20 protein-coding genes are annotated in these 19,086 nt (G+C 43.7%); 12 read left to right on the plus strand and 8 right to left on the minus strand.

The window, feature by feature from the left end:
- Positions 1 to 58 precede the first annotated feature (58 nt).
- Positions 59 to 847, plus strand: coding sequence for a hypothetical protein (locus GWR56_RS19795; protein WP_162432922.1), 789 nt, complete (start codon positions 59 to 61; stop codon positions 845 to 847).
- Positions 848 to 902: 55 nt separating this feature from the next.
- Here the strand turns inward: GWR56_RS19795 and GWR56_RS19800 are convergent, their stop codons facing one another.
- Both GWR56_RS19800 and GWR56_RS19805 read right to left on the minus strand, forming a co-directional pair.
- Complete coding sequence (locus tag GWR56_RS19800) at positions 903 to 1,277, minus strand: chorismate mutase (protein WP_162432923.1); 375 nt, start codon at positions 1,275 to 1,277, stop codon at positions 903 to 905.
- Between the two features lie 4 nt (positions 1,278 to 1,281).
- Positions 1,282 to 2,496 (minus strand): penicillin-binding protein activator, encoded by a 1,215-nt coding sequence (locus GWR56_RS19805; RefSeq protein ID WP_162432924.1) that lies wholly within the window; start codon positions 2,494 to 2,496, stop codon positions 1,282 to 1,284.
- A gap of 131 nt (positions 2,497 to 2,627) precedes the next feature.
- On the opposite strand from GWR56_RS19805, the gene GWR56_RS19810 reads away from it, so the two are divergent.
- Positions 2,628 to 3,251: a hypothetical protein gene (locus tag GWR56_RS19810; protein ID WP_162432925.1), complete on the plus strand. Its 624-nt coding sequence runs from the start codon at positions 2,628 to 2,630 to the stop codon at positions 3,249 to 3,251.
- A gap of 144 nt (positions 3,252 to 3,395) precedes the next feature.
- On the opposite strand, the gene GWR56_RS19815 is transcribed toward GWR56_RS19810, so the two are convergent.
- From GWR56_RS19815 to GWR56_RS19825, 3 genes are all read right to left on the minus strand, one after another.
- Positions 3,396 to 4,157: an ABC transporter ATP-binding protein gene (locus tag GWR56_RS19815; protein WP_162432926.1), complete on the minus strand. Its 762-nt coding sequence runs from the start codon at positions 4,155 to 4,157 to the stop codon at positions 3,396 to 3,398.
- Positions 4,158 to 4,295: 138 nt separating this feature from the next.
- Entirely contained in the window at positions 4,296 to 4,583 is a 288-nt protein-coding gene (gene gatC, locus GWR56_RS19820; RefSeq protein WP_162432927.1) for an Asp-tRNA(Asn)/Glu-tRNA(Gln) amidotransferase subunit GatC, read from the minus strand.
- Positions 4,558 to 5,310 (minus strand): 1-acyl-sn-glycerol-3-phosphate acyltransferase, encoded by a 753-nt coding sequence (locus GWR56_RS19825; RefSeq protein ID WP_162432928.1) that lies wholly within the window; start codon positions 5,308 to 5,310, stop codon positions 4,558 to 4,560. Before GWR56_RS19825 ends, gatC begins: the two co-directional genes overlap by 26 nt.
- Positions 5,311 to 5,450: 140 nt before the next feature.
- On the opposite strand from GWR56_RS19825, the gene trpS reads away from it, so the two are divergent.
- The 7 genes from trpS (at position 5,451) to GWR56_RS19860 (ending at position 14,139) form a co-directional block, all read left to right on the plus strand.
- On the plus strand, positions 5,451 to 6,446 hold the full coding sequence (gene trpS / locus GWR56_RS19830) for a tryptophan--tRNA ligase (protein WP_162432929.1): 996 nt from the start codon (positions 5,451 to 5,453) through the stop codon (positions 6,444 to 6,446).
- A gap of 128 nt (positions 6,447 to 6,574) precedes the next feature.
- Positions 6,575 to 7,189: a deoxynucleoside kinase gene (locus tag GWR56_RS19835; RefSeq protein WP_162432930.1), complete on the plus strand. Its 615-nt coding sequence runs from the start codon at positions 6,575 to 6,577 to the stop codon at positions 7,187 to 7,189.
- Positions 7,190 to 7,198: 9 nt separating this feature from the next.
- Positions 7,199 to 7,930, plus strand: a complete 732-nt coding sequence (locus GWR56_RS19840) for a hypothetical protein (RefSeq protein ID WP_162432931.1) — start codon at positions 7,199 to 7,201, stop codon at positions 7,928 to 7,930.
- Positions 7,931 to 8,356: 426 nt separating this feature from the next.
- The gene (locus GWR56_RS19845; protein WP_162432932.1) at positions 8,357 to 9,967 is read left to right on the plus strand and encodes a CTP synthase; all 1,611 of its coding nucleotides are present in this window, start codon (positions 8,357 to 8,359) and stop codon (positions 9,965 to 9,967) included.
- A gap of 21 nt (positions 9,968 to 9,988) precedes the next feature.
- Entirely contained in the window at positions 9,989 to 11,830 is a 1,842-nt protein-coding gene (gene yidC / locus GWR56_RS19850; protein WP_162432933.1) for a membrane protein insertase YidC, read from the plus strand.
- Between the two features lie 158 nt (positions 11,831 to 11,988).
- Positions 11,989 to 13,356 (plus strand): exonuclease domain-containing protein, encoded by a 1,368-nt coding sequence (locus GWR56_RS19855; RefSeq protein ID WP_162432934.1) that lies wholly within the window; start codon positions 11,989 to 11,991, stop codon positions 13,354 to 13,356.
- 249 nt (positions 13,357 to 13,605) lie between these two features.
- A complete protein-coding gene (locus tag GWR56_RS19860; RefSeq protein ID WP_162432935.1) occupies positions 13,606 to 14,139 on the plus strand; it encodes a pyridoxamine 5'-phosphate oxidase family protein in 534 nt (177 codons plus the stop codon).
- 81 nt (positions 14,140 to 14,220) lie between these two features.
- Here the strand turns inward: GWR56_RS19860 and pyrF are convergent, their stop codons facing one another.
- Positions 14,221 to 15,051 carry an orotidine-5'-phosphate decarboxylase gene (pyrF, locus tag GWR56_RS19865; protein WP_162433269.1) on the minus strand — a complete coding sequence of 277 codons (831 nt, stop codon included), beginning with the start codon at positions 15,049 to 15,051 and terminating at the stop codon, positions 14,221 to 14,223.
- 259 nt (positions 15,052 to 15,310) lie between these two features.
- On the opposite strand from pyrF, the gene rho reads away from it, so the two are divergent.
- The 3 genes from rho to purS all read left to right on the plus strand — a co-directional run bounded on the left by rho (position 15,311) and on the right by purS (position 18,060).
- Positions 15,311 to 16,936 (plus strand): transcription termination factor Rho, encoded by a 1,626-nt coding sequence (gene rho / locus GWR56_RS19870; protein WP_162432936.1) that lies wholly within the window; start codon positions 15,311 to 15,313, stop codon positions 16,934 to 16,936.
- 89 nt (positions 16,937 to 17,025) lie between these two features.
- A complete protein-coding gene (pssA, locus tag GWR56_RS19875) occupies positions 17,026 to 17,766 on the plus strand; it encodes a CDP-diacylglycerol--serine O-phosphatidyltransferase (protein ID WP_162432937.1) in 741 nt (246 codons plus the stop codon).
- Positions 17,767 to 17,802: 36 nt separating this feature from the next.
- Positions 17,803 to 18,060: a phosphoribosylformylglycinamidine synthase subunit PurS gene (gene purS / locus GWR56_RS19880; RefSeq protein WP_162432938.1), complete on the plus strand. Its 258-nt coding sequence runs from the start codon at positions 17,803 to 17,805 to the stop codon at positions 18,058 to 18,060.
- A 125-nt stretch (positions 18,061 to 18,185) separates the two neighbouring features.
- Here the strand turns inward: purS and GWR56_RS19885 are convergent, their stop codons facing one another.
- Together GWR56_RS19885 and folK are read right to left on the minus strand one after the other, a co-directional pair.
- The gene (locus GWR56_RS19885) at positions 18,186 to 18,563 is read right to left on the minus strand and encodes an Hpt domain-containing protein (RefSeq protein ID WP_162432939.1); all 378 of its coding nucleotides are present in this window, start codon (positions 18,561 to 18,563) and stop codon (positions 18,186 to 18,188) included.
- A 23-nt stretch (positions 18,564 to 18,586) separates the two neighbouring features.
- Positions 18,587 to 19,066 carry a 2-amino-4-hydroxy-6-hydroxymethyldihydropteridine diphosphokinase gene (gene folK, locus GWR56_RS19890; RefSeq protein ID WP_162432940.1) on the minus strand — a complete coding sequence of 160 codons (480 nt, stop codon included), beginning with the start codon at positions 19,064 to 19,066 and terminating at the stop codon, positions 18,587 to 18,589.
- Positions 19,067 to 19,086 lie beyond the last annotated feature (20 nt).

The following is a 19,086-nucleotide window of genomic DNA, read 5'->3' on the forward strand; positions in this document are numbered from 1 at the left end:
AATCGTGGGCACTTAAACCGGTTGGAAATTGTATATCTTTATCATACAAACCATCACAATGAAAAAAGTCCTGCTCACCATTTTAATAGCGTGCCAGCTGACAGTTGTTTTCGCGCAAACCGAAGCGGAAAAATTTAGTAAGGAAAATTTGAGTGACACGCGCCTGTCGCCAACGGAACTGAAAAGCAAACTTATCCGTTACGATTATTCAAAGCTGTTTACGGTAACAAATAATGCTTTTGTATATGGTTTTATTGGCGATAATTTTCAGCGCATCAGGTTAAAGATCATCTCTATAACAAAAGACCCCGGGTCGCCTTATACTTACCAGGTTTACGGCAAATCGATGGTTAAGAATAACATTGATGATTTTAAGGGCATCATTACGATAACGAACATCCGCAAATACAAACAAACATCGTACGGAGTGGATGACGAGTTAAAAGGCAAAGGCATTAAAGGTCAATATCTGTTGATCGGAACCTATAATTTGGGAGAAGCGGCTACACAGGAACACGCTGGGGTATTTAAAGGGACATTCCGTTCTGGCTTTTATCTTGATAAAAACAACGCCGTGCATTACGATGATATTGATAAGAATGCGGATGGTTATTCAAATAATCAGTTTGTTGGCCAATGGATAAGCCATAATAAAAAACTGATTAAAAAATGTAACTGGGGTGATTACCGTATTCCCAACGCCGAGGCGCTTGATATAGGCGCGGGCGAATTTTCCCCAACTGATAAATACCTTTCGGCAGGCTGGCAAACTGTGCGTGATGCTTATAACAACACCGCTTCGTCTGCCAAAGCAAAACAGGTAGAAAACGCTAAATGGTGGGAATAAAAAATTAAAAAAGAGAACCGGATTTAAAGCGGCCCTCTTTTACCTGTTCCTGTTACTAATGCCTGGTGGTATCCCCCTCCATGCGCAGGCTTTCTTTATGTATGGCGTTCATTAATTCGGTAACAAATTCGGCAGATAAGCCCTCTTTAGCACCGGCTGCAATTGCTTTATCAACAACCTGTTTAAACCGCGCCGGCTGTAGCGGCGGCACATTGTTCTTCTTTTTATAAACACCAATTTCCTGAACCACGCGCTGCCTGCTGCCCAGCACCTCAATCAGCAACCTGTCAAGTGAGTCTATCTTCTTGCGGCTTTGACTAAGCTCCCGGTTTACAACCTCGATGCTTTTATCCTGTGCCCATGCGGATGAATAACCAATTAAACATAACCAGGTTAAAAGCAGTGTATATTTAAAATATCCGGCAGCCATTGTTTTAATCTTCAGATGTGCCAACTTTAACCCAGTTGTAGGTAGCGCCTGATTTAACAATTCCAAAGTAATCAAAGGTACCGGTTGCGCGGTCGCCTGCTTCGTCAAGCGCATCGCTGCCGCTAATGCCCTGGTGCGAATTAGCCTGTTCTACAAACGATGACTTCAGCTTTTCAAAATCGCTGATATCGCCATTATTGGCTTCAATTGTATATGCAATGGCCCATACAGCATCATAAGCGGCTAACGCGAAAGCATCAGCTTCTAAGCCTGTTTTTTCTTTAATTTTATCTATAATCGGTTGATACTTGGCGGCAAACGAGGCAGGTAATCCCAATGACGGAGACGAAAAGCCGGTGGCTATTGCAAAATCGGCAGCTGCGGCGTTGCCGGTAAAAGCAGCGCTCAATACAGACCCATCGCCACCATACCATTTAACCCCAGCTAAAGAAGGCTCATTTGCGGCCAGTTTAAATATCTCCACGCCTTCATCAAATGATGCCAGGTACACGGCCACCTTATCGGCGCCGTAAGTTGCAGAAAGATCTGCTACCTTCGCTTTAATATCAGCAACAACCGCGCTGTAATCTGTGGTAGTAACAGCGTAAGGTGTTACAGCGCTAACCACGCCGCCTTTGGCTGTAAAAGCGTTCCCTACCGAGGTTTGCAGGCCTTTGTTGCCGGCATCGTCAAGCGCAACGGTTACCAGGCCCTTTTTACCGCTTTTATAAATGGTGTTAGCGCTGGCCGCACCTTCAATTTTGTCTGAAGGGCAAAAACGGAATATCGCGTCACCGGCAATTGCCAGGCTGCCTGCGGTACTGCTCTGGCTTATTACAATAATTTTAGATTGATCGGCAAGGGGCTTTAATGCGGCGAGTTCCGAACTGCTTTGCGGCCCTATAATAAAGCTGATTCCGTCGGCCTTTGCCTGTTTAAAATGTGCTACGGCAAGGTCGGCAGTATGCCTTGTATCGTTTACGTTTACCCCTATGCTGTATGGCACGCCCTTAGCGGCCAGATACTTATTTACATCTTCGGCCGCAAGTTGTATGGCCGCGCTGGAGGTTTTGCCCAACGTGCTTCCGCTACCGGTTAGTGTAAACAAGCCCCTGATGTTTATGGCCCTTACCACCTCTACTTTTTTTGTTTTTTTACATGACTGAAATGCGAGTGCGGCAGCCAAAAGGGTAATAACGGGGAGTAATATTTTTTTCATTTTTAGTATAAGAGATTTATTGCCCAAAATACGTTTATTTTACAGATTTTTTGCGCCGCGCGGTTAATAATCAAAATCTGCGTAGTTGTAACATCTGTTAGTAAATTTAGTCTGATTTTTATTTATACGGAATGGGTAAACTTTTATTCGACACTACGGGGCTTTCGGCAGCACAAATCAATGATTTTGAGGCCACCTGCAAGGCATTGAAAGAAAATTTCAGGATTGAGGTACCTGGTTATATCGATTTTAAACTGGAGCAGTTCGAGGCGTTGAACCACCACCATAAAACCACCGTAAGAGATGCCTTCGCGATTAAAAATATTTGTGGCGATAGCTACCTGTTATTTGTGGAGATAGAAGCTTTGGCTAATCCGGCTAAAAGTAAAATCAAGTATCAAACGGAGCAGCAACCGGTAGGGCTTGTTTATTTAAAACGCGATTTTGGCCGAGTATTTATACGTACCGAAACCTATATAGACAAAATGAGGGAACTGATATTCCCGATAGAGCTTGATTTTAGCGAGGACAGGCCTTTTAGCAAACGTTTTTACGTATTAACCGATGATAAGTATAAAACAGCCCTGGCCATGCAACAGGACTTTAGAGACGCAATGATGGCCATAAAGGAAACTGATTTTGTGGTGGAGATATTTGAGCATACGCTCATCATCAGTAATCCTAAACCCCTAACGCCCGAACACACTTTATACCTGGCCGATTTTGTTGCCAGGCTGGCAGCGTTGAAGTGCTGATCGGTCACAGACATGATTCGACAAATATCGCCGCGCGTAAACGCCCGACAAACCCGGCTAAAAGGTAAAGGCATGCGGGGACAGTAAACAATGAAGCCCTCTATGCATTTGCATAAAGGGCTTCGTCTATATAAAAATGAAAAACTATTCCTTTTCTAAATTAATTGCCTCGGGTTCGCGTTTGCTAACCGTTATAATGTTCTCGTTCTTATAATCGTTCTCAACCAAACCGTCGCGCATGCGCACAATGCGGTGGGCGTGCATGGCAATATCCTCTTCGTGGGTAACCAGTATAATGGTGTTGCCTTTTGCGTGGATATCCTCCATCAGCCCCATAATTTCTATGGATGTTTTGGTATCCAGGTTACCGGTAGGCTCATCGGCAAGGATAATAGATGGGTTGTTTATCAGCGCGCGGGCTACAGCTACGCGCTGGCGCTGCCCACCCGAAAGTTCGTTAGGGCGGTGATCGGTACGGTTGCCCAGCCCGACATTCTCCAGGGCTATGCGGGCGCGTTCGTTCCTTTTCTCTTTGCTTATACCGGCATACACCAGCGGCAGGGCAACATTATCCCGGGCGCTGTTGCGTGGTAAAAGGTTAAATGTTTGAAAAACAAAGCCAATCTCAGAGTTACGCACCTCGGCAAGGTCGTTATCAGTCATGTGGCTAACATTTATGCCGTTAAGTATATATTCGCCTTTGGTTGGCGTATCTAAACACCCTAAAATATTCATCAGGGTTGATTTACCGGAACCCGAAGGGCCCATCAGCGCAACAAATTCCCCCTTATTAATAGTTAGGCTTACCGATTTTATCGCATGGATAATTTCGGATCCAATAACGTATTTTCTACCGATATCCTTAATGATTATAAGGGGCTCTTCCTTTTTTGTAGCTGTGGGCATGTTCCGTTTTTGTTACTTTGACAGTATAGTGGTACAAAATGTTACACGTTTTAAAAAAAGAATCAAGAGTTAAGAATCAAGAGCCAAGACTAATATAAGCAATGTTTTTTCTTGATTCTTGCCTCTAATATCTTGACTCTACTTAATAACTTTCGCTACCAAAAAATGGCTTCCGTCATGATCGGGAGCGTTTTGCAGCGCCTCGGCAGTAGTAATTTCCTGCTTTACCACATCCTCGCGCAGTATGTTTGGCCCTTCGGTCATGTAAACAAGGGGCTCTATGCCTGTTGTATCAACCTCGTTCAGTTTGTCCATAAAGCCCAGTATCTTATTCATATCCTTTATCATGGCCTGCTTTTCATCGGCGGCGAGTTGCAGCCTGGCTAGATGGGCAATTTTATCAACCGTTTGTTCGTCTATGGTCATGTTCCTTGATCTTTTTACTGATAATTGCGTGCACCTGGTCGCGCAGGGCATCAGCATCATTAATTGTTAAATGCGCCGTTTCAACAGGCTTATGTACAAATATATCACATACACCCGGCTTCGAGCCATATTTATCACCGTCGTCCCATAATATTTTCCATGTATTTACCGACGTAACCGGGATAATAGGCACTTTAAGCTCGATAGCCATACGGAACGGCCCGTTCTTAAACTGGTGCAGATGAGGCGGGTAGGTGTCAGGAATCGTTGCTTCCGGAAATATAATAACCGTAATGCCATTTCCGAGCCTCTCCATCGCGGTTTTAAATGCCCGGAAAGATGCTATCTTACTTTCGCGGTTCACCGGTATATCTACCGTGCGGAAGAACAGGCGCGTAACCACCCCGTCTACCAGTTCTTCTTTCCCCATAAAACAGCAGTTGCTTTTTACCAGCACACTCATGGCGGTAATATCCAGGTTAGAGGTGTGGTTGGGGCAAACAATATAAGTTTGGGTCCAATCGATACTTTCCTCGAAATGATATTGGTACCTGATGCCCACACAAAACGAACTTACTACGCCCCACACGCGGCGCAGCCTGTTAAGGTGCTTATACCTTTCCGGCTTGCGCGAAAAATAGTACATAAAGGGCCATAACAGAAAATAAAAAAATGCCACGCTACCCTGGTAAAGGTAAAGGTGCACTTTTTTCAATATCATATTCATCGCCGTCAAAATTAGAAAAAATAGTGACGTTTTAGCCGCCCTCTGAATCCCGCCCCACAGGTGCGAATTTTAAAAAAAGCGCCTCTCCGCCCGGCGAGGGGTTTGGGTTGAGGCTAAAAATACTTACTTTCGCCCCTTATATGGAAACTGTTGTTAGCGGCATTCGATCTACCGGGAATTTACACCTGGGCAATTACTACGGGGCGATACAAAACTTTGTAAAAATGCAAAACGAGTATAAGTGCTACTTTTTTATAGCCGACCTTCACTCGTTAACCACGCACCCCACGCCCGCCAACCTGCATGGCGCTGCCAAACAGGTTTTGGTAGAGTACCTGGCGGCCGGTATTGACCCGGAAAAAGCAACCATATATTTACAGAGCGATGTACCCGAGGTGATTGAACTTTATTTGTACCTGAATATGAACGCATACCAGGGCGAACTGGAACGCAGCACATCGTTTAAAGATAAAGTACGCGCCAATCCGGATAATGTTAACGCAGGCCTGTTAACATACCCTGTTTTGATGGCTGCCGATATATTGATACATCATGCCACTAAAGTGCCCGTTGGTAAAGACCAGGAACAACACCTGGAAATGACCCGCACATTTGGCAACCGCTTTAACAGGCTATATAAAAATGACTATTTTACCGAGCCTTACGCATTTAACTTTAGCGAGAGCCTTGTAAAAATACCCGGACTTGACGGTAAAGGCAAAATGGGTAAAAGCGAAGGAGAAGGCAATGCCATTTTCCTTTCGGATACACCCGAAGCCATCCGCAAAAAGGTAATGCGCGCGGTTACCGATGGTGGTCCCACACAGGAAAACCAACCCAAACCTCAGGAGATACAAAACCTTTTTGACCTGATGAAGGTAGTATCGGCACCTGATACACTGGCACATTTTGATAACCTGTATAACACCTGCGCTATCCGCTACGGCGACCTTAAAAAGCAGCTTGCCGAGGATATGATCGTCGCGACGACACCCATCCGCGAAAAAATAAACGACATTGCCAACGATGCACCTTTATTAAGGCAGGTTGCCCGGTACGGTGCGGCCAAAGCCCGCGAAAGTGCTTCAAAAACCATTAAGGAAGTACGTGAAATTATCGGTTTCAGAAGTTTTTAGATGGTTGATAGTTGATGGTTCATAGTTCATAGTGTATATTAGCGATGTAGCTAATGTGTTTGAGCGGTGGCCTCCTGACCATGAACTATGATCTGTTAACCATGAACAAATAATCGCAATAAAAGAATATGCACATAGCTATTGTAGGAAATATTGGCGCCGGTAAAACCACCCTTACCGAAATGTTAGCGAAAAATTACGGATGGGAACCCCTTTTTGAGGCGGTTGACAATAACCCCTACCTGGAAGATTTTTATAACGAAATGAAGCGCTGGAGCTTTAACCTGCAGATATATTTTCTGAACAGCCGTTACCGCCAGATAGTGGATATTCAGAAAGGCGGCCGTAATATTATACAGGACCGCACCATTTACGAGGATGCCCACATTTTTGCCGAGAACCTGCACGATATGGGCCTGATGACCACCCGCGATTACGAGAATTATCAAAGCATGTTTGATAATATCACCGAATTTATCAAACCACCCGACCTGCTTGTTTATCTAAAGGCCAGCGTGCCTACCCTGGTTAACAACATACAGCGCCGCGGCCGCGAATATGAAATAGGCATCAGGATAGATTACCTGTCTAAACTCAACGAGAAATACGACAAGTGGATAAAGGGCTACAACCTGGGCAAACTGCTGGTGCTTGATAAGGACAACCTTGACTTTGCCAACAACACCGAAGACATGGCCACCATTGTAAACCTGATAGAGCGCGAAATAAACGGGTTGTTTTAAGGAGAAATTATGAAAAAGTGGTTCGCCTTTGCTTTGATACCATTTTTACTCGCCTGTACTCTCTTAAATGATGACTGGAAAGAACTTGATTTAAATGCGTTTAAGATTTCCATCCCAAAAAAATGGATTTATAAAGAAGAACGAGGCTTAGATTCTTTTATAGGAAGGTTAGTTATTTCACAAAAAACTTCGCTTTCATTTGACTTTAGCGATCGTGGATACGCAAGTAACATTTTAGATGCGGAACAAGAATACATCCTCAAAAAAGAATGGATGCGAGAATGTTACTTTTGCAAACTTGGAATAAATTATACAACTGAGAGTAATTTAAAGCAAGCGAAAATTGATATAATGAAAACGCTTGGCGAAACCGATTCCTCCAAAGTAAAGCTGGAACCATTTCCTGTATATAAAGTCAAATTCGTCAGAAAGTCAAACGAATCAGAAAAAGTTAAATATCCAAAAGCAGATTACGTTGCCGAAGTAATTTACAAAGACAGTATCGTTTACATTCCGATTGAAATACCGGCCAAAATAAAGATGCATAGTATACTTATAGATACTACTGATAAATACATTATCAAAACAATTTGGCCTAAAACCCCAGTTAAAGGCATTACAGGGATATACATTAAAGGCCGCAACTCAAACGTAACGTTTAACCTGGTTGGTTTTGGTTTATCTGCCGCCGATCAAGAGTTGGCTCTAAAAGCCTTTAAAACCATCCGGATTAAAGAATAACGCAGGTATAAATTCACCCTTTCGCCGTTGTTGGTGTTGTCACCAACAACCCGCCATGCATTAAGGCTTTGCGTTTCAAAACTGTCCTAAAGGTTGTCGGTGACAACACCAACAACGGCGGAAATATTGTCAATGTAATAATCACAGATAATAAACGTAGTGACGTTGTTGTGTCACCAATATTCTCATAATGCTGATTATCAAGCGTTCACGTTTGTTCACGGTGTTCACGTGGCGCGAACGTGAACACTTCATTTATACTTATATACAGCCTTCTGACAGTAAGCCGCTTTAACTTTCAATAACCAAAACCTTTTCAACATTTATAACTTAAGCCTGCAAATACCGCAAAAATTACTACTTTTGTATCCCGTACACAAACAATTGGTTTCGGCATAAAAACCGCTTACCGGATTTCAAAAAATCATGACTAAATACATTTTTGTTACGGGTGGAGTTACCTCATCGTTAGGAAAAGGCATTATTTCGGCCTCATTAGCTAAACTTTTACAGGCGCGCGGCTACCGCGTCACCATCCAAAAATTCGATCCTTACATTAACATTGATCCGGGTACCTTAAACCCTTACGAGCATGGCGAATGCTATGTTACCGAGGATGGCGCCGAAACCGACCTTGACCTTGGCCACTACGAGCGTTTTTTAAACACGCCTACCTCAAAGGCCAATAATATTACCACCGGCCGCATTTACCAAAACGTTATTAACCGCGAACGCGAAGGCGCATTCCTTGGTAAAACCGTACAGGTTGTACCCCATATTACCGACGAGATAAAACGCAACATGCGCATACTGGGCGAAACCGGCGATTACGATATTGTAATTACCGAGATAGGCGGTACCGTAGGCGATATCGAGTCGTTACCGTTTGTGGAAGCCGTGAGGCAGTTTAAATGGGAAGCGGGCTCTGGCAACGCGCTGGTGATACACCTTACGCTTATACCGTTTTTAGCCGCTGCCGGCGAGTTAAAGACCAAACCTACCCAGCACTCTGTTAAAATGCTGCTTGAGTATGGTATACAGCCTGATATATTGGTGTGCCGTACCGAGCACCACATAAACGCCGATATCAGAAAAAAAATAGCATTGTTTTGTAACGTTAACATCAACGCCGTTGTCGAATCCATGGACGCGTCGACGATTTATGATGTGCCGTTGCTGATGCTGAAAGAACAATTGGACAAAACGGTTTTAACAAAGTTAAAGCTATCGCACAAAAACGAGCCAAACCTGGAAAACTGGAAGGATTTTTTGGGCCGTTTGAAAAACCCTACTTCCGAAGTGAAAATTGGGTTGGTAGGTAAATATGTAGAGCTGCCGGATGCTTATAAATCAATTATAGAGGCGTTTATACATGCCGGTGCAAAAAACGAGTGCAAGGTACGTGTACAATACATCCCGTCGGAACAGTTAACGCCGGTTAACGCTATCGAAAAGTTGCGCGGCCTGCATGGCGTATTGGTTGCACCGGGCTTTGGCGAGCGTGGCTTTGAAGGTAAGATAGAGGCTATACGCTATGTGCGCGAAAACAATATCCCGTTCTTTGGCATTTGCCTGGGCATGCAATGTTCGGTAGTTGAGTTTGGGCGCAATGTTTTAGGGTTAAAGGACGCCAGCAGCACCGAAATGAACCCCGATACGCCTCATCCGGTAATTGATATGATGGAAGAGCAAAAAGGAATTGTAAATAAGGGCGGAACCATGCGTTTGGGCGCATACCCATGCGATCTGAAAAAGAACAGCAAAGCAGCCCTTGCTTACGGTAAAACACATATCAGCGAGCGCCACAGGCATCGTTTTGAGTTTAACAACAAATATTTGAAAGATTACGAGCAGGCCGGCCTGGTACCATCGGGTATCAATCCTGATAACGGCCTTGTTGAAGTTGTAGAGCTTAAAAATCACCCGTTTTTTGTAGGCGCACAGTTTCACCCCGAATTAAAATCAACGGTTGCTAATCCGCACCCACTTTTTATTAACTTTGTCGCCGCTTCGCTGGCTTACGCCCGCAAGAACTAATTTTAGTACGATACACACATAATGGATAAAAATACTTTTACAGGGTTATTCCTGATCATGATCATCATGGGTGTTGGCATATGGGTTATGAAACCCTCGGAAGCCGACATCAAAAAAGAGCAGCTTACTGTTCACCAGGATTCGATAAAAAAAGGCCTGATCAAAACACAGGCTGCAGCAGCGTCTACTACTGCGGCTGTTAAAGCCGATACCGTTAAAAAAACAGGTATTGATTCTGCTGTTTTAAAAACACCTTTCGGCGCGGCTACCATAGGCACCGAGCAATTTGTAACCATCGAAAATAAAGAGCTGCGCTTAAAATTATCGACAAAAGGCGGTCGTATTTTTAGCGCCGAGCTAAAAAATTACAAAACTTTTGATAAAAAACCCCTGATACTGTTTGAAGGCAATACAAATAAGTTTGGTATAACCCTTAAGGCCGGCGACAGGAACCTGAATACAAATGACCTGTACTTTACCCCTACCGCAACATCATTAAAGGTTGCAGAACAGGATTCGGGATCGGTTACCATGCGCTTAAGCTATAGCCCTACCCAGTATATAGATTATATATATACGCTTAAAGGCACGGGCTTTAAACTGGGCCTTAATATAAAGTCAACCGGGTTAGACCAGGTTGTTGCTAACAGCAACGTTTATAACCTTAACTGGGCTGCAAGCCTGCCTAAGCAGGAAAAAGACATTGCCCAGGAGCGCCAGTACAGTACTGTTTATTTCAAAAACACCGAAAACGAAGTAGATTACTTAAGCGAGGCTAAGGACGATCAGAAATCGATTACAGATAAAAAGCTACAGTGGGTTGCCTTTAAACAGCATTTCTTTTCGAATGTGCTCATCGCCAAGGGCGGCATAACAAAATCTGACCTAAACGTTGCTACCGACGTGGCCGACACCGCCGACGTAAAACAAATGAAGGCCGACCTTACGCTTAACCGCAACGCCGATGGCTCGGCCCCGCTTGAATTTTACTTTGGCCCTAACCGCTTTAATACGCTTAAAGATCAGGGCTACGACCTGCAAAAGCTGGTTAACCTGGGCTGGGGGCCGTTAAAATACATCAACCAGTTTGCTGTATTACCACTGTTTAACTTTTTAAATAAGTTTAACTGGAACTATGGTATCATCATTTTGATATTAACCATTGTACTTAAGCTGGTGTTAGCGCCGCTTACCTATAAATCGTACCTGAGCATGGCTAAAATGCGTGTGCTTAAACCGGAAATGGACGAGATAAAAGGTAAGGTTGGCGAGGATAACCCCACCCTTTTACAACAGGAATATTTAAAGCTTTACAAAAAAGCAGGGGTAAACCCGCTGGGAGGCTGCTTGCCGCTGCTGATACAAATGCCGATAGTGATCGCCTTCTTCCGCTTTTTTCCAAGCTTGTTTGAGCTTAGGGGCGAAAGCTTTTTGTGGATGCATGATCTTTCGACCTACGATGCGGTAATTACTTTTGGAAAGATCCCTTTTATTGGTAACCACATCAGCTTAATGTGTTTGCTGATGACCATATCTACATTGATATACACTTATTTTAATAATCAGATATCTGGCGCTACCGGGCAAATGAAATATATAGGGTATATAACCCCTATCATTTTCCTGGCCACGTTAAACAGCTATCCATCAGGCTTAAACTACTACTACTTTTTGGCCAACATGCTGACATTTGCACAGCAATATATGATCAGGCTGATGGTTGATGATAAAAAGATACATGCCCAGATACAGGAGAACAAGAAGAAACCCGATGATCCTAAAAAGAAAAAATCAGGCTTCGCTGCTAAAATGGAAGAAATGATGCGCCAGCAGCAACAAATACAGGCGAAGAAAGGAAAATAGTCCGAAAGTTGGAAGTCCGAAAGTCCGAAAGATATATCCTGGTAGTGTAATACTATCAGGATTTTTTTTGCTGCTCATTTTCTTCCAAACTTTTCGGACTTCCGGACTTTCGGACTTCCGACTAATATTATTAGCAAAAATGTTTTATATTTGAAACCATGTATGCAATTGTAGATATCGAGACGACGGGCGGGCATGCCAGCGCTAATGGCATTACAGAGATTGCTATTTGTATACATGACGGCAAAAAGGTTACCCGCCGCTTTGAAACGCTGGTAAACCCCCAGCGTGATATCCCGGTGTATATCCGCGCGTTAACAGGTATCACTAACGAAATGGTGCAAACCGCCCCTGTTTTTGAGGATGTGGCACATGAAATATATCATTTGCTGAAAGGCCAGATATTTGTGGCCCATAACGTAAATTTCGATTACTCTTTTCTGCGTTATCACCTTAACGCTGCGGGTTACGATTTAAACGCCAATAAACTTTGTACCGTACGTTTGGGTCGTAAAATTATGCCTGGGCTGATGTCATACAGCTTGGGTAAGCTTTGTACGCACCTGGGTATCCAAAACAATAGCCGCCACCGTGCCATGGGGGATGCCGAGGCTACCGCGCAATTGTTCGGTTTGTACCTAAAAAGCGATACCAACAACCATATTGCCCAGGCTTTAAAACAAAACAGCAAAGAGCAGGTGCTGCCTGCCAATCTGCCCAAAGCCGATATAGAAGCGTTGCCGAATACTCCCGGCGTATATTATTTTCACGATCAAAAGGGTAAGGTGATCTATGTAGGGAAGGCAAAAAACATCCGCAAAAGGGTATGCAGCCATTTTACCGGCAACAACCCTAATGCACAGCGGCAGGAGTTCCTGAAAAATATTTACCATATCAGCCACCAGGTATGCGGCACCGAACTGGTTGCCTTTGTGTTAGAAGCGGTGGAAATAAAACGCCTTTGGCCAAAATATAACCGGTCGTTAAAGCGGTTTGAAAACACCTACGGGCTGTACGTTTTTGAAGATCAGCGCGGATACATGCGCCTGGTCGTTGATAAACACCGCAAGTATATGCCGGCAGTTTATGCCTGCAATTCGCTGTACGAGGGGCGAAACCTGCTCTTAAACCTGATTGATACTTATGGCCTTTGCCCTAAGCTGTGCTTTATCCAAAAAAACGATCAGCCATGTAACGGTGCCAACGTGGGGGCATGCGCCTGCGAGGGCCACGAACTACCCAACGTATATAACGAGCGTATACAAGGCGCGCTTAACGAGCTGAAGAAAGCATTGCCAACCTTTGCTATACGCGACGAAGGCCGTACCGATGACGAGCATAGCTGCATACTCATCGAAGACGGCCGCTTTTATGGCATGGGCTATATATCTCATTACTATGACGCCGATAATATCCAGGCGCTTAAAAATTACTTAACCCCCTACCCGGGTAACGATTATATCCGCAATATTGTAACCGGTTACGCCGACAGGTTCCCGCAGCGTAAGGTGAGTTTTTCGGTGTAAATCCTTTGTCATTATACTTGCTCGCTATCACTTGCGCTCGTCTGTGACGAGTGCTTAAAATTGTTCAGCGTCTGCGACGCAATTGGTGGTGGCGATAAAATCGCCTTACCATATTAAGCACTCGTCGCAGACGAGCGCAAGATTACTGTATAACCTGTACAAGTCTTCCACCTCATACAACTTTTTCAACTAATAAACTCAAAACAAATAAATTGCTCTCAGGTTAATAATTCATAACGTATAATAACTATGGACAGCATTAACAAAAACCAACCCGAAGATAATTTTGAGAATTTACAAGGAAACGAGGCCTGGAAAAAACTAAAGGAAATGACCGAAGGTGTAAGCTGCTTTTTTTGCAGCAATATTAAAACCGGGCTGCCTTTTTCTACCCGCCCTATGTCGCCGCAAAAGGTTGACGACAATGGCGATATGTGGTTTCTGAGCGCAAACGACAGCCACAAAAACGCCGAAATAGCGCAGGACCCAATGGTGCAGTTATTGTTCCAGGGATCTAAGTACTCCGACTTTTTGACCGTTTACGGCATTGCCGAAATAACCGAGGATAAAGAAAAAATTAAAGAACTATGGGAACCTATCCTAAAAACCTGGTTTACCGAAGGCGAGGACGACCCGAGGATATCGGTGATAAAGGTATCGCCAACACAAGGCTACTATTGGGATAACAAACACGGCAATGCCGTAGCATTCGTAAAACAACTGGTAGGGGCCGCTATCGGCAAAACGCTTGATGATTCGATAGAAGGGAAATTGGAAGTGTAATTAATGGAAGCAGGAATCAAGAAGTCAAGAGTCAGGACTATAAGCAAATCTTGACTCTTGATTCTTACGATCTTGATTCTCTTATATTACCCCCGCTTTTTGTAACTCTATCTGCATCTGTTGCTGCAGTTTTAATGCTTCGGCACGGGCAGCATCGGCAAAATCTTCGCCGTTACTTGCATAAATGATGCCGCGCGATGAGTTTACAATAAGGCCGCAGTCTTTAGTCATACCATACTTACAAACATCCTCCAGGCTGCCACCCTGCGCACCAACGCCGGGAACCAGTAAAAAGTTATCGGGCGCATGCTTGCGTATATCGGTAAACTCCGTGCTTTTTGTAGCGCCAACAACAAACATCAGTCTGTCGGCACCGGCCCAGGTATTTGCCTTTTTTATTACGGTTTCGTAAAGGTAGCCGTCGCCTGTGTTAAGGTACTGAAAATCCTTGCTCCCTACCGACGAAGTTAGCGCCAGGATGATCACCCATTTACCGTCGTACTTCAAATAAGGGGTAACGCTATCATTGCCCATATAAGGGGTTACAGTAATAGCATCAAAGCCCATACCCGACGTTTCCTCGTTAAAAAAGGCTTTGGCGTAATTATCCGATGTGTTGCCGATATCGCCCCGTTTGGCATCAATAATACTTAAAATATCCTTTGGCAGGTATTGTGCCGTGCTGATAAGGCTTTGCAGGCCCTTTAAACCGCGACTTTCGTAAAAGGCAGCGTTGGGTTTATAGGCAATGCACAGATCTTTTGTAGCATCAATAATGCGTTTGTTAAACTCAAATACCGGGTCGGGGTATTGCTTCAAAAACTCCGGGATCTTGTCGATATCCGTATCAAGCCCAACGCATAAAAACGACTTTTTTTGTTTGATCTGTTCAATTAGCTGGGCACGTGATATCATGTAGATTTTGAATTTGTTATGGTGCAGCAAAACTAAAAAATTAAACTTAACAGCTTATTTTTTTAATAAATTTGCATTGTAATTTAATTTCGTTAAAATTGCAGTGTTTTCCTGCATTATTTCTTGCACTAAAGAAACAATTTTGATCTCCACGTTATTTATTAGCTAATACATTACCTGGGCTTAGTAATTGCATAATCAGGGCTTCACAAAACAACTTTCATATAAAAAATCCTTTTGAACTATAATTCATATCATGTCTGATACAATCGAATTGAACGACAAACTCGTATCTGAGTTGCGCGAAATTGCTAAAAGTTTAGGTATTGCAGAGGCAGATGAGCTTAGAAAAGCACAGCTGATAGGTAAAATTGTTGAGCAGCAGCAATTGATAGAAGCCGCAAGAAACCAGCAAGCCACTGTTGAAAATAATTATGCAGAAAAACCGGCTGTTGCAGCCGCCGAAAATATCGAGAAAACACGGAAACGTGTACGCTCTGTGAAAACTAAAGACCAACCACGCGTAGAAGTACCTTTGGATGACACTAACCTTTTTAACCAGGAGGATGACGAGCCGTTAACCGACGATAACGAAAATGCCGCTACCCCCGAAGCAACCCGTGTTGCAGAAGTAGCAGAAACAGGCGAAATAACGGAGCAGGCCGGACAGCCGGAACAACCTGCTGCAGAAAGCCGCCCGCAAAAATTTGATCGCCGCGCTAATCAAAACCAGCCTAAAAACCAGGAACCAGCGGTTAATCTTGATTTTGATAACGTAATTGTTAACGAGGGCGTGTTAGAAATAATGCCCGATGGTTACGGCTTCCTGCGCTCGTCAGATTATAACTACCTTACCTCGCCCGATGATATATATGTATCGCAATCGCAGATTAAATTGTTCGGGTTAAAAACCGGCGATACGGTGCGCGGCAGTATACGCCCGCCAAAAGAGGGCGAAAAATATTTCCCGCTGGTACGGGTTGAGGCTATAAACGGCCGCATACCTGCCGAAGTGCGCGATCGGGTACCTTTTGACCACTTAACGCCACTTTTCCCCTCTGAAAAGCTGAGCTTGTTTACTGATGCGGGCAACTACTCCACCCGTATTATGGACCTGTTTTCGCCTATTGGGAAGGGCCAGCGCGGTTTAATTGTGGCGCAGCCAAAAACGGGAAAAACCATGTTGCTGAAGGATGTTGCCAACGCGATAGCCAAAAATCACCCAGAGGTGTACCTGATCATATTATTGATAGATGAACGCCCCGAGGAGGTTACTGATATGGCCCGCAGCGTGCGTGCAGAAGTAGTGTCGTCAACCTTTGATGAACCTGCGGAGCGACATGTAAAAATTGCTAATATCGTGTTAGAAAAAGCAAAACGTATGGTAGAGTGTGGCCACGATGTAGTTATCCTGTTAGACTCCATCACTCGTTTGGCGCGTGCCTATAATACGGTGGCGCCTGCATCGGGCAAAATATTATCGGGTGGTGTTGATGCCAACGCATTGCACAAGCCGAAACGCTTTTTTGGCGCGGCCCGTAACATTGAGGATGGCGGCTCGCTAACCATTATAGCTACGGCCCTTACTGAAACCGGGTCTAAAATGGACGAGGTTATATTTGAAGAGTTTAAGGGTACGGGTAACATGGAGTTACAACTGGATCGTAAACTTTCAAACAAACGTATATTCCCGGCTATTGACATTACCGCGTCAAGCACCCGCCGCGATGACCTGTTGCTTGACCGCGACACGTTGCAGCGCATCTGGATACTGCGCAACCACCTTGCCGATATGAACTCGCAGGAATCAATGGAGTTTTTACAGGCGCAGATAAAAGGTACCCGTACCAACGAAGAATTTTTGATATCCATGAATTCATAATATATTTACATCAAAAGGAGTTATAAATAACGTAAGGTTAATTATAACTCCTTTGGTTTTTGTAAAATTTATGATACCTTCATGACATTATGAGGCGACGGGTTAAAAAACATCTTCCAAACGCTATTACATGTGCAAACCTGTTCAGTGGCTGCATTGGCATTGTTTTTACTTTTCAGGATAACCTTGTTTTTGCCGCCTATGCCATTTTCCTGGCAGCTATTTTCGATTTTTTTGATGGCTTCGCCTCGCGTGTGCTGCAATCCTTTTCGGGAATCGGTAAAGACCTTGATTCGCTGGCAGATATGGTGAGTTTTGGCGTGCTACCGTCAGCCATAATGTATGAGTTGCTTTTGCGCGCGCCGCAAATTGATCATGTAAGCGAGTACCTTAATTTTATAGCATTTCTGATCCCGGTATTCTCGGCATTACGCCTGGCTAAATTTAATACCGATACCCGCCAGGCCGAAAGCTTTATTGGCCTGCCTACCCCTGCAAATGCAATACTGATAGGCTCTATACCATTGATACTTGCACAATACAATGGCCTCTCGCGCTATATCCTAAACCCATATGGACTGTCGCTGTTTATTGTGGTGATGTGTACACTTCTGGTTGCCGAAATTCCGTTGATGTCGCTTAAATTTAAGAACCGCGATTTTAACAAAAACTTTTATCGTTATTTATTGCTGCTGTTTTCGGCAATACTCATACTATTTTTTAAATTTGCCGCAGTTCCGGTGGTTATAGTAATGTATATCACCCTATCGTTAATTCAACTAAAATTTGCAGACGGTACCCTAATGAGCGGCCACAAAAAAAATTATTAAGCCCTTATTATTACCGTTCTTTAACAAAAACACCTGATGAAAAAATTCCTGGCCGAAATTGATGTAATGCCCAAAAAAGAGATACTTGACCCACAGGGAAAGGCAGTTACCGGCAGCATGAAAAACCTGGGCTTATCTGAGATACAAAATGTACGTATTGGTAAACATATTTCGCTTGAGATTGATGCCGAGAGCGCCGAAACTGCCAGTGCAAAAGTTGACCAGGCCTGTAAAAACCTTTTAGCCAACCTAATCATGGAAAGCTACAGCTTTAAGCTGGTGGAAGTTGCTTAAGTTATAAGTCGAAAGTCTGTTTAACGGGCTAATATCTATAAACATAAAAGGGAAAGGCAATCACATATGATTTTGCCTTTCCCTTTTTCTATACTTTCCGACTTCAGACTTTCGGCTCCAGACTTCTATAAATTCGCTTCCTTTTCTCTTTTTATTTTTTCAAGTGCTATAAGATTGTTTTCTACAACCTGTTTAACTGTGTTAAATTTAGCAGTTATCTCTGCAGGGTTTGCACCGCCGGCTTTACAGGCAAGTTCAACTTCCTGTATATTGGCCTGGCTTAACGGCATTCCAAAAAAGCCCAGGTTTGGCTTTAGTTTATGGGCCGATTGCGCCGCAACTACCCAATCGCCTGTGTTTATAGCCATGCTTATGGCATCCAGCAGCTGCGGTGTTTGCTCTAAAAACATGCCTATCGAATCAACAATAAATTCATCGCTGCCATCGGCTATCTCATAGAGGAAAGAAAGATCGAGGTCTTGAGTTGGTAAATTATCAGACATTATAAAGGTTTATCAAATCAAAATTATAATTTTTTTACAATCAAGTCGTCTTTTAGATCACTTTTCAGCTCCAAAATTGTTTTATTTAATACGGGGTGTATTAAACCAGGCGCCAGCACTCCTAAAGGCTCTAAGGTAAACCTGCGATTGTGCAATTGCGGATGCGGAACGATAAGATTGGGCTGGTTGATAACTTCGTCACCATAAAACAAAATATCAATATCAATAGTGCGCGAACCCCATTTTTCTTCCCTGCTGCGCCCCAGCACGGTTTCGATGTGCAATATTTTTGCTAAAACCTGTTGTGCCGGTAAATTGGTTTGCAGCATAATCACTTGGTTTAAATAGTCGGGCTGGTTGGTTTTGCCCCACGATTGTGTTTCGTAAACTGCCGACTTATCAACCACCGGCGCTATACCCTGCTCAATGCATGCTATTGCCTTGTGCAAAAACACATTACGATCTCCAAGATTGCTGCCCAGTAATAAAAAAACATTAATCATTGTTGTAACAAATATCGCGC

Source organism: Mucilaginibacter sp. 14171R-50 (genome assembly GCF_010093045.1).
In the GTDB taxonomy this organism is placed as follows: domain Bacteria; phylum Bacteroidota; class Bacteroidia; order Sphingobacteriales; family Sphingobacteriaceae; genus Mucilaginibacter.

Excerpts from the sequence above, each read along its gene's own strand:
- GWR56_RS19795 (WP_162432922.1), top strand. The coding sequence starts at position 59 with ATGAAAAAAGTCCTGCTCACCATTTTAATAGCGTGCCAGCTGACAGTT.
- GWR56_RS19800 (WP_162432923.1), bottom strand. The coding sequence starts at position 1,277 with ATGGCTGCCGGATATTTTAAATATACACTGCTTTTAACCTGGTTATGT.
- GWR56_RS19805 (WP_162432924.1), bottom strand. The coding sequence starts at position 2,496 with ATGAAAAAAATATTACTCCCCGTTATTACCCTTTTGGCTGCCGCACTC.
- GWR56_RS19810 (WP_162432925.1), top strand. The coding sequence starts at position 2,628 with ATGGGTAAACTTTTATTCGACACTACGGGGCTTTCGGCAGCACAAATC.
- GWR56_RS19815 (WP_162432926.1), bottom strand. The coding sequence starts at position 4,157 with ATGCCCACAGCTACAAAAAAGGAAGAGCCCCTTATAATCATTAAGGAT.
- gatC (WP_162432927.1), bottom strand. The coding sequence starts at position 4,583 with ATGACCATAGACGAACAAACGGTTGATAAAATTGCCCATCTAGCCAGG.
- GWR56_RS19825 (WP_162432928.1), bottom strand. The coding sequence starts at position 5,310 with ATGAATATGATATTGAAAAAAGTGCACCTTTACCTTTACCAGGGTAGC.
- trpS (WP_162432929.1), top strand. The coding sequence starts at position 5,451 with ATGGAAACTGTTGTTAGCGGCATTCGATCTACCGGGAATTTACACCTG.
- GWR56_RS19835 (WP_162432930.1), top strand. The coding sequence starts at position 6,575 with ATGCACATAGCTATTGTAGGAAATATTGGCGCCGGTAAAACCACCCTT.
- GWR56_RS19840 (WP_162432931.1), top strand. The coding sequence starts at position 7,199 with ATGAAAAAGTGGTTCGCCTTTGCTTTGATACCATTTTTACTCGCCTGT.
- GWR56_RS19845 (WP_162432932.1), top strand. The coding sequence starts at position 8,357 with ATGACTAAATACATTTTTGTTACGGGTGGAGTTACCTCATCGTTAGGA.
- yidC (WP_162432933.1), top strand. The coding sequence starts at position 9,989 with ATGGATAAAAATACTTTTACAGGGTTATTCCTGATCATGATCATCATG.
- GWR56_RS19855 (WP_162432934.1), top strand. The coding sequence starts at position 11,989 with ATGTATGCAATTGTAGATATCGAGACGACGGGCGGGCATGCCAGCGCT.
- GWR56_RS19860 (WP_162432935.1), top strand. The coding sequence starts at position 13,606 with ATGGACAGCATTAACAAAAACCAACCCGAAGATAATTTTGAGAATTTA.
- rho (WP_162432936.1), top strand. The coding sequence starts at position 15,311 with ATGTCTGATACAATCGAATTGAACGACAAACTCGTATCTGAGTTGCGC.
- pssA (WP_162432937.1), top strand. The coding sequence starts at position 17,026 with ATGAGGCGACGGGTTAAAAAACATCTTCCAAACGCTATTACATGTGCA.
- purS (WP_162432938.1), top strand. The coding sequence starts at position 17,803 with ATGAAAAAATTCCTGGCCGAAATTGATGTAATGCCCAAAAAAGAGATA.
- GWR56_RS19885 (WP_162432939.1), bottom strand. The coding sequence starts at position 18,563 with ATGTCTGATAATTTACCAACTCAAGACCTCGATCTTTCTTTCCTCTAT.
- folK (WP_162432940.1), bottom strand. The coding sequence starts at position 19,066 with ATGATTAATGTTTTTTTATTACTGGGCAGCAATCTTGGAGATCGTAAT.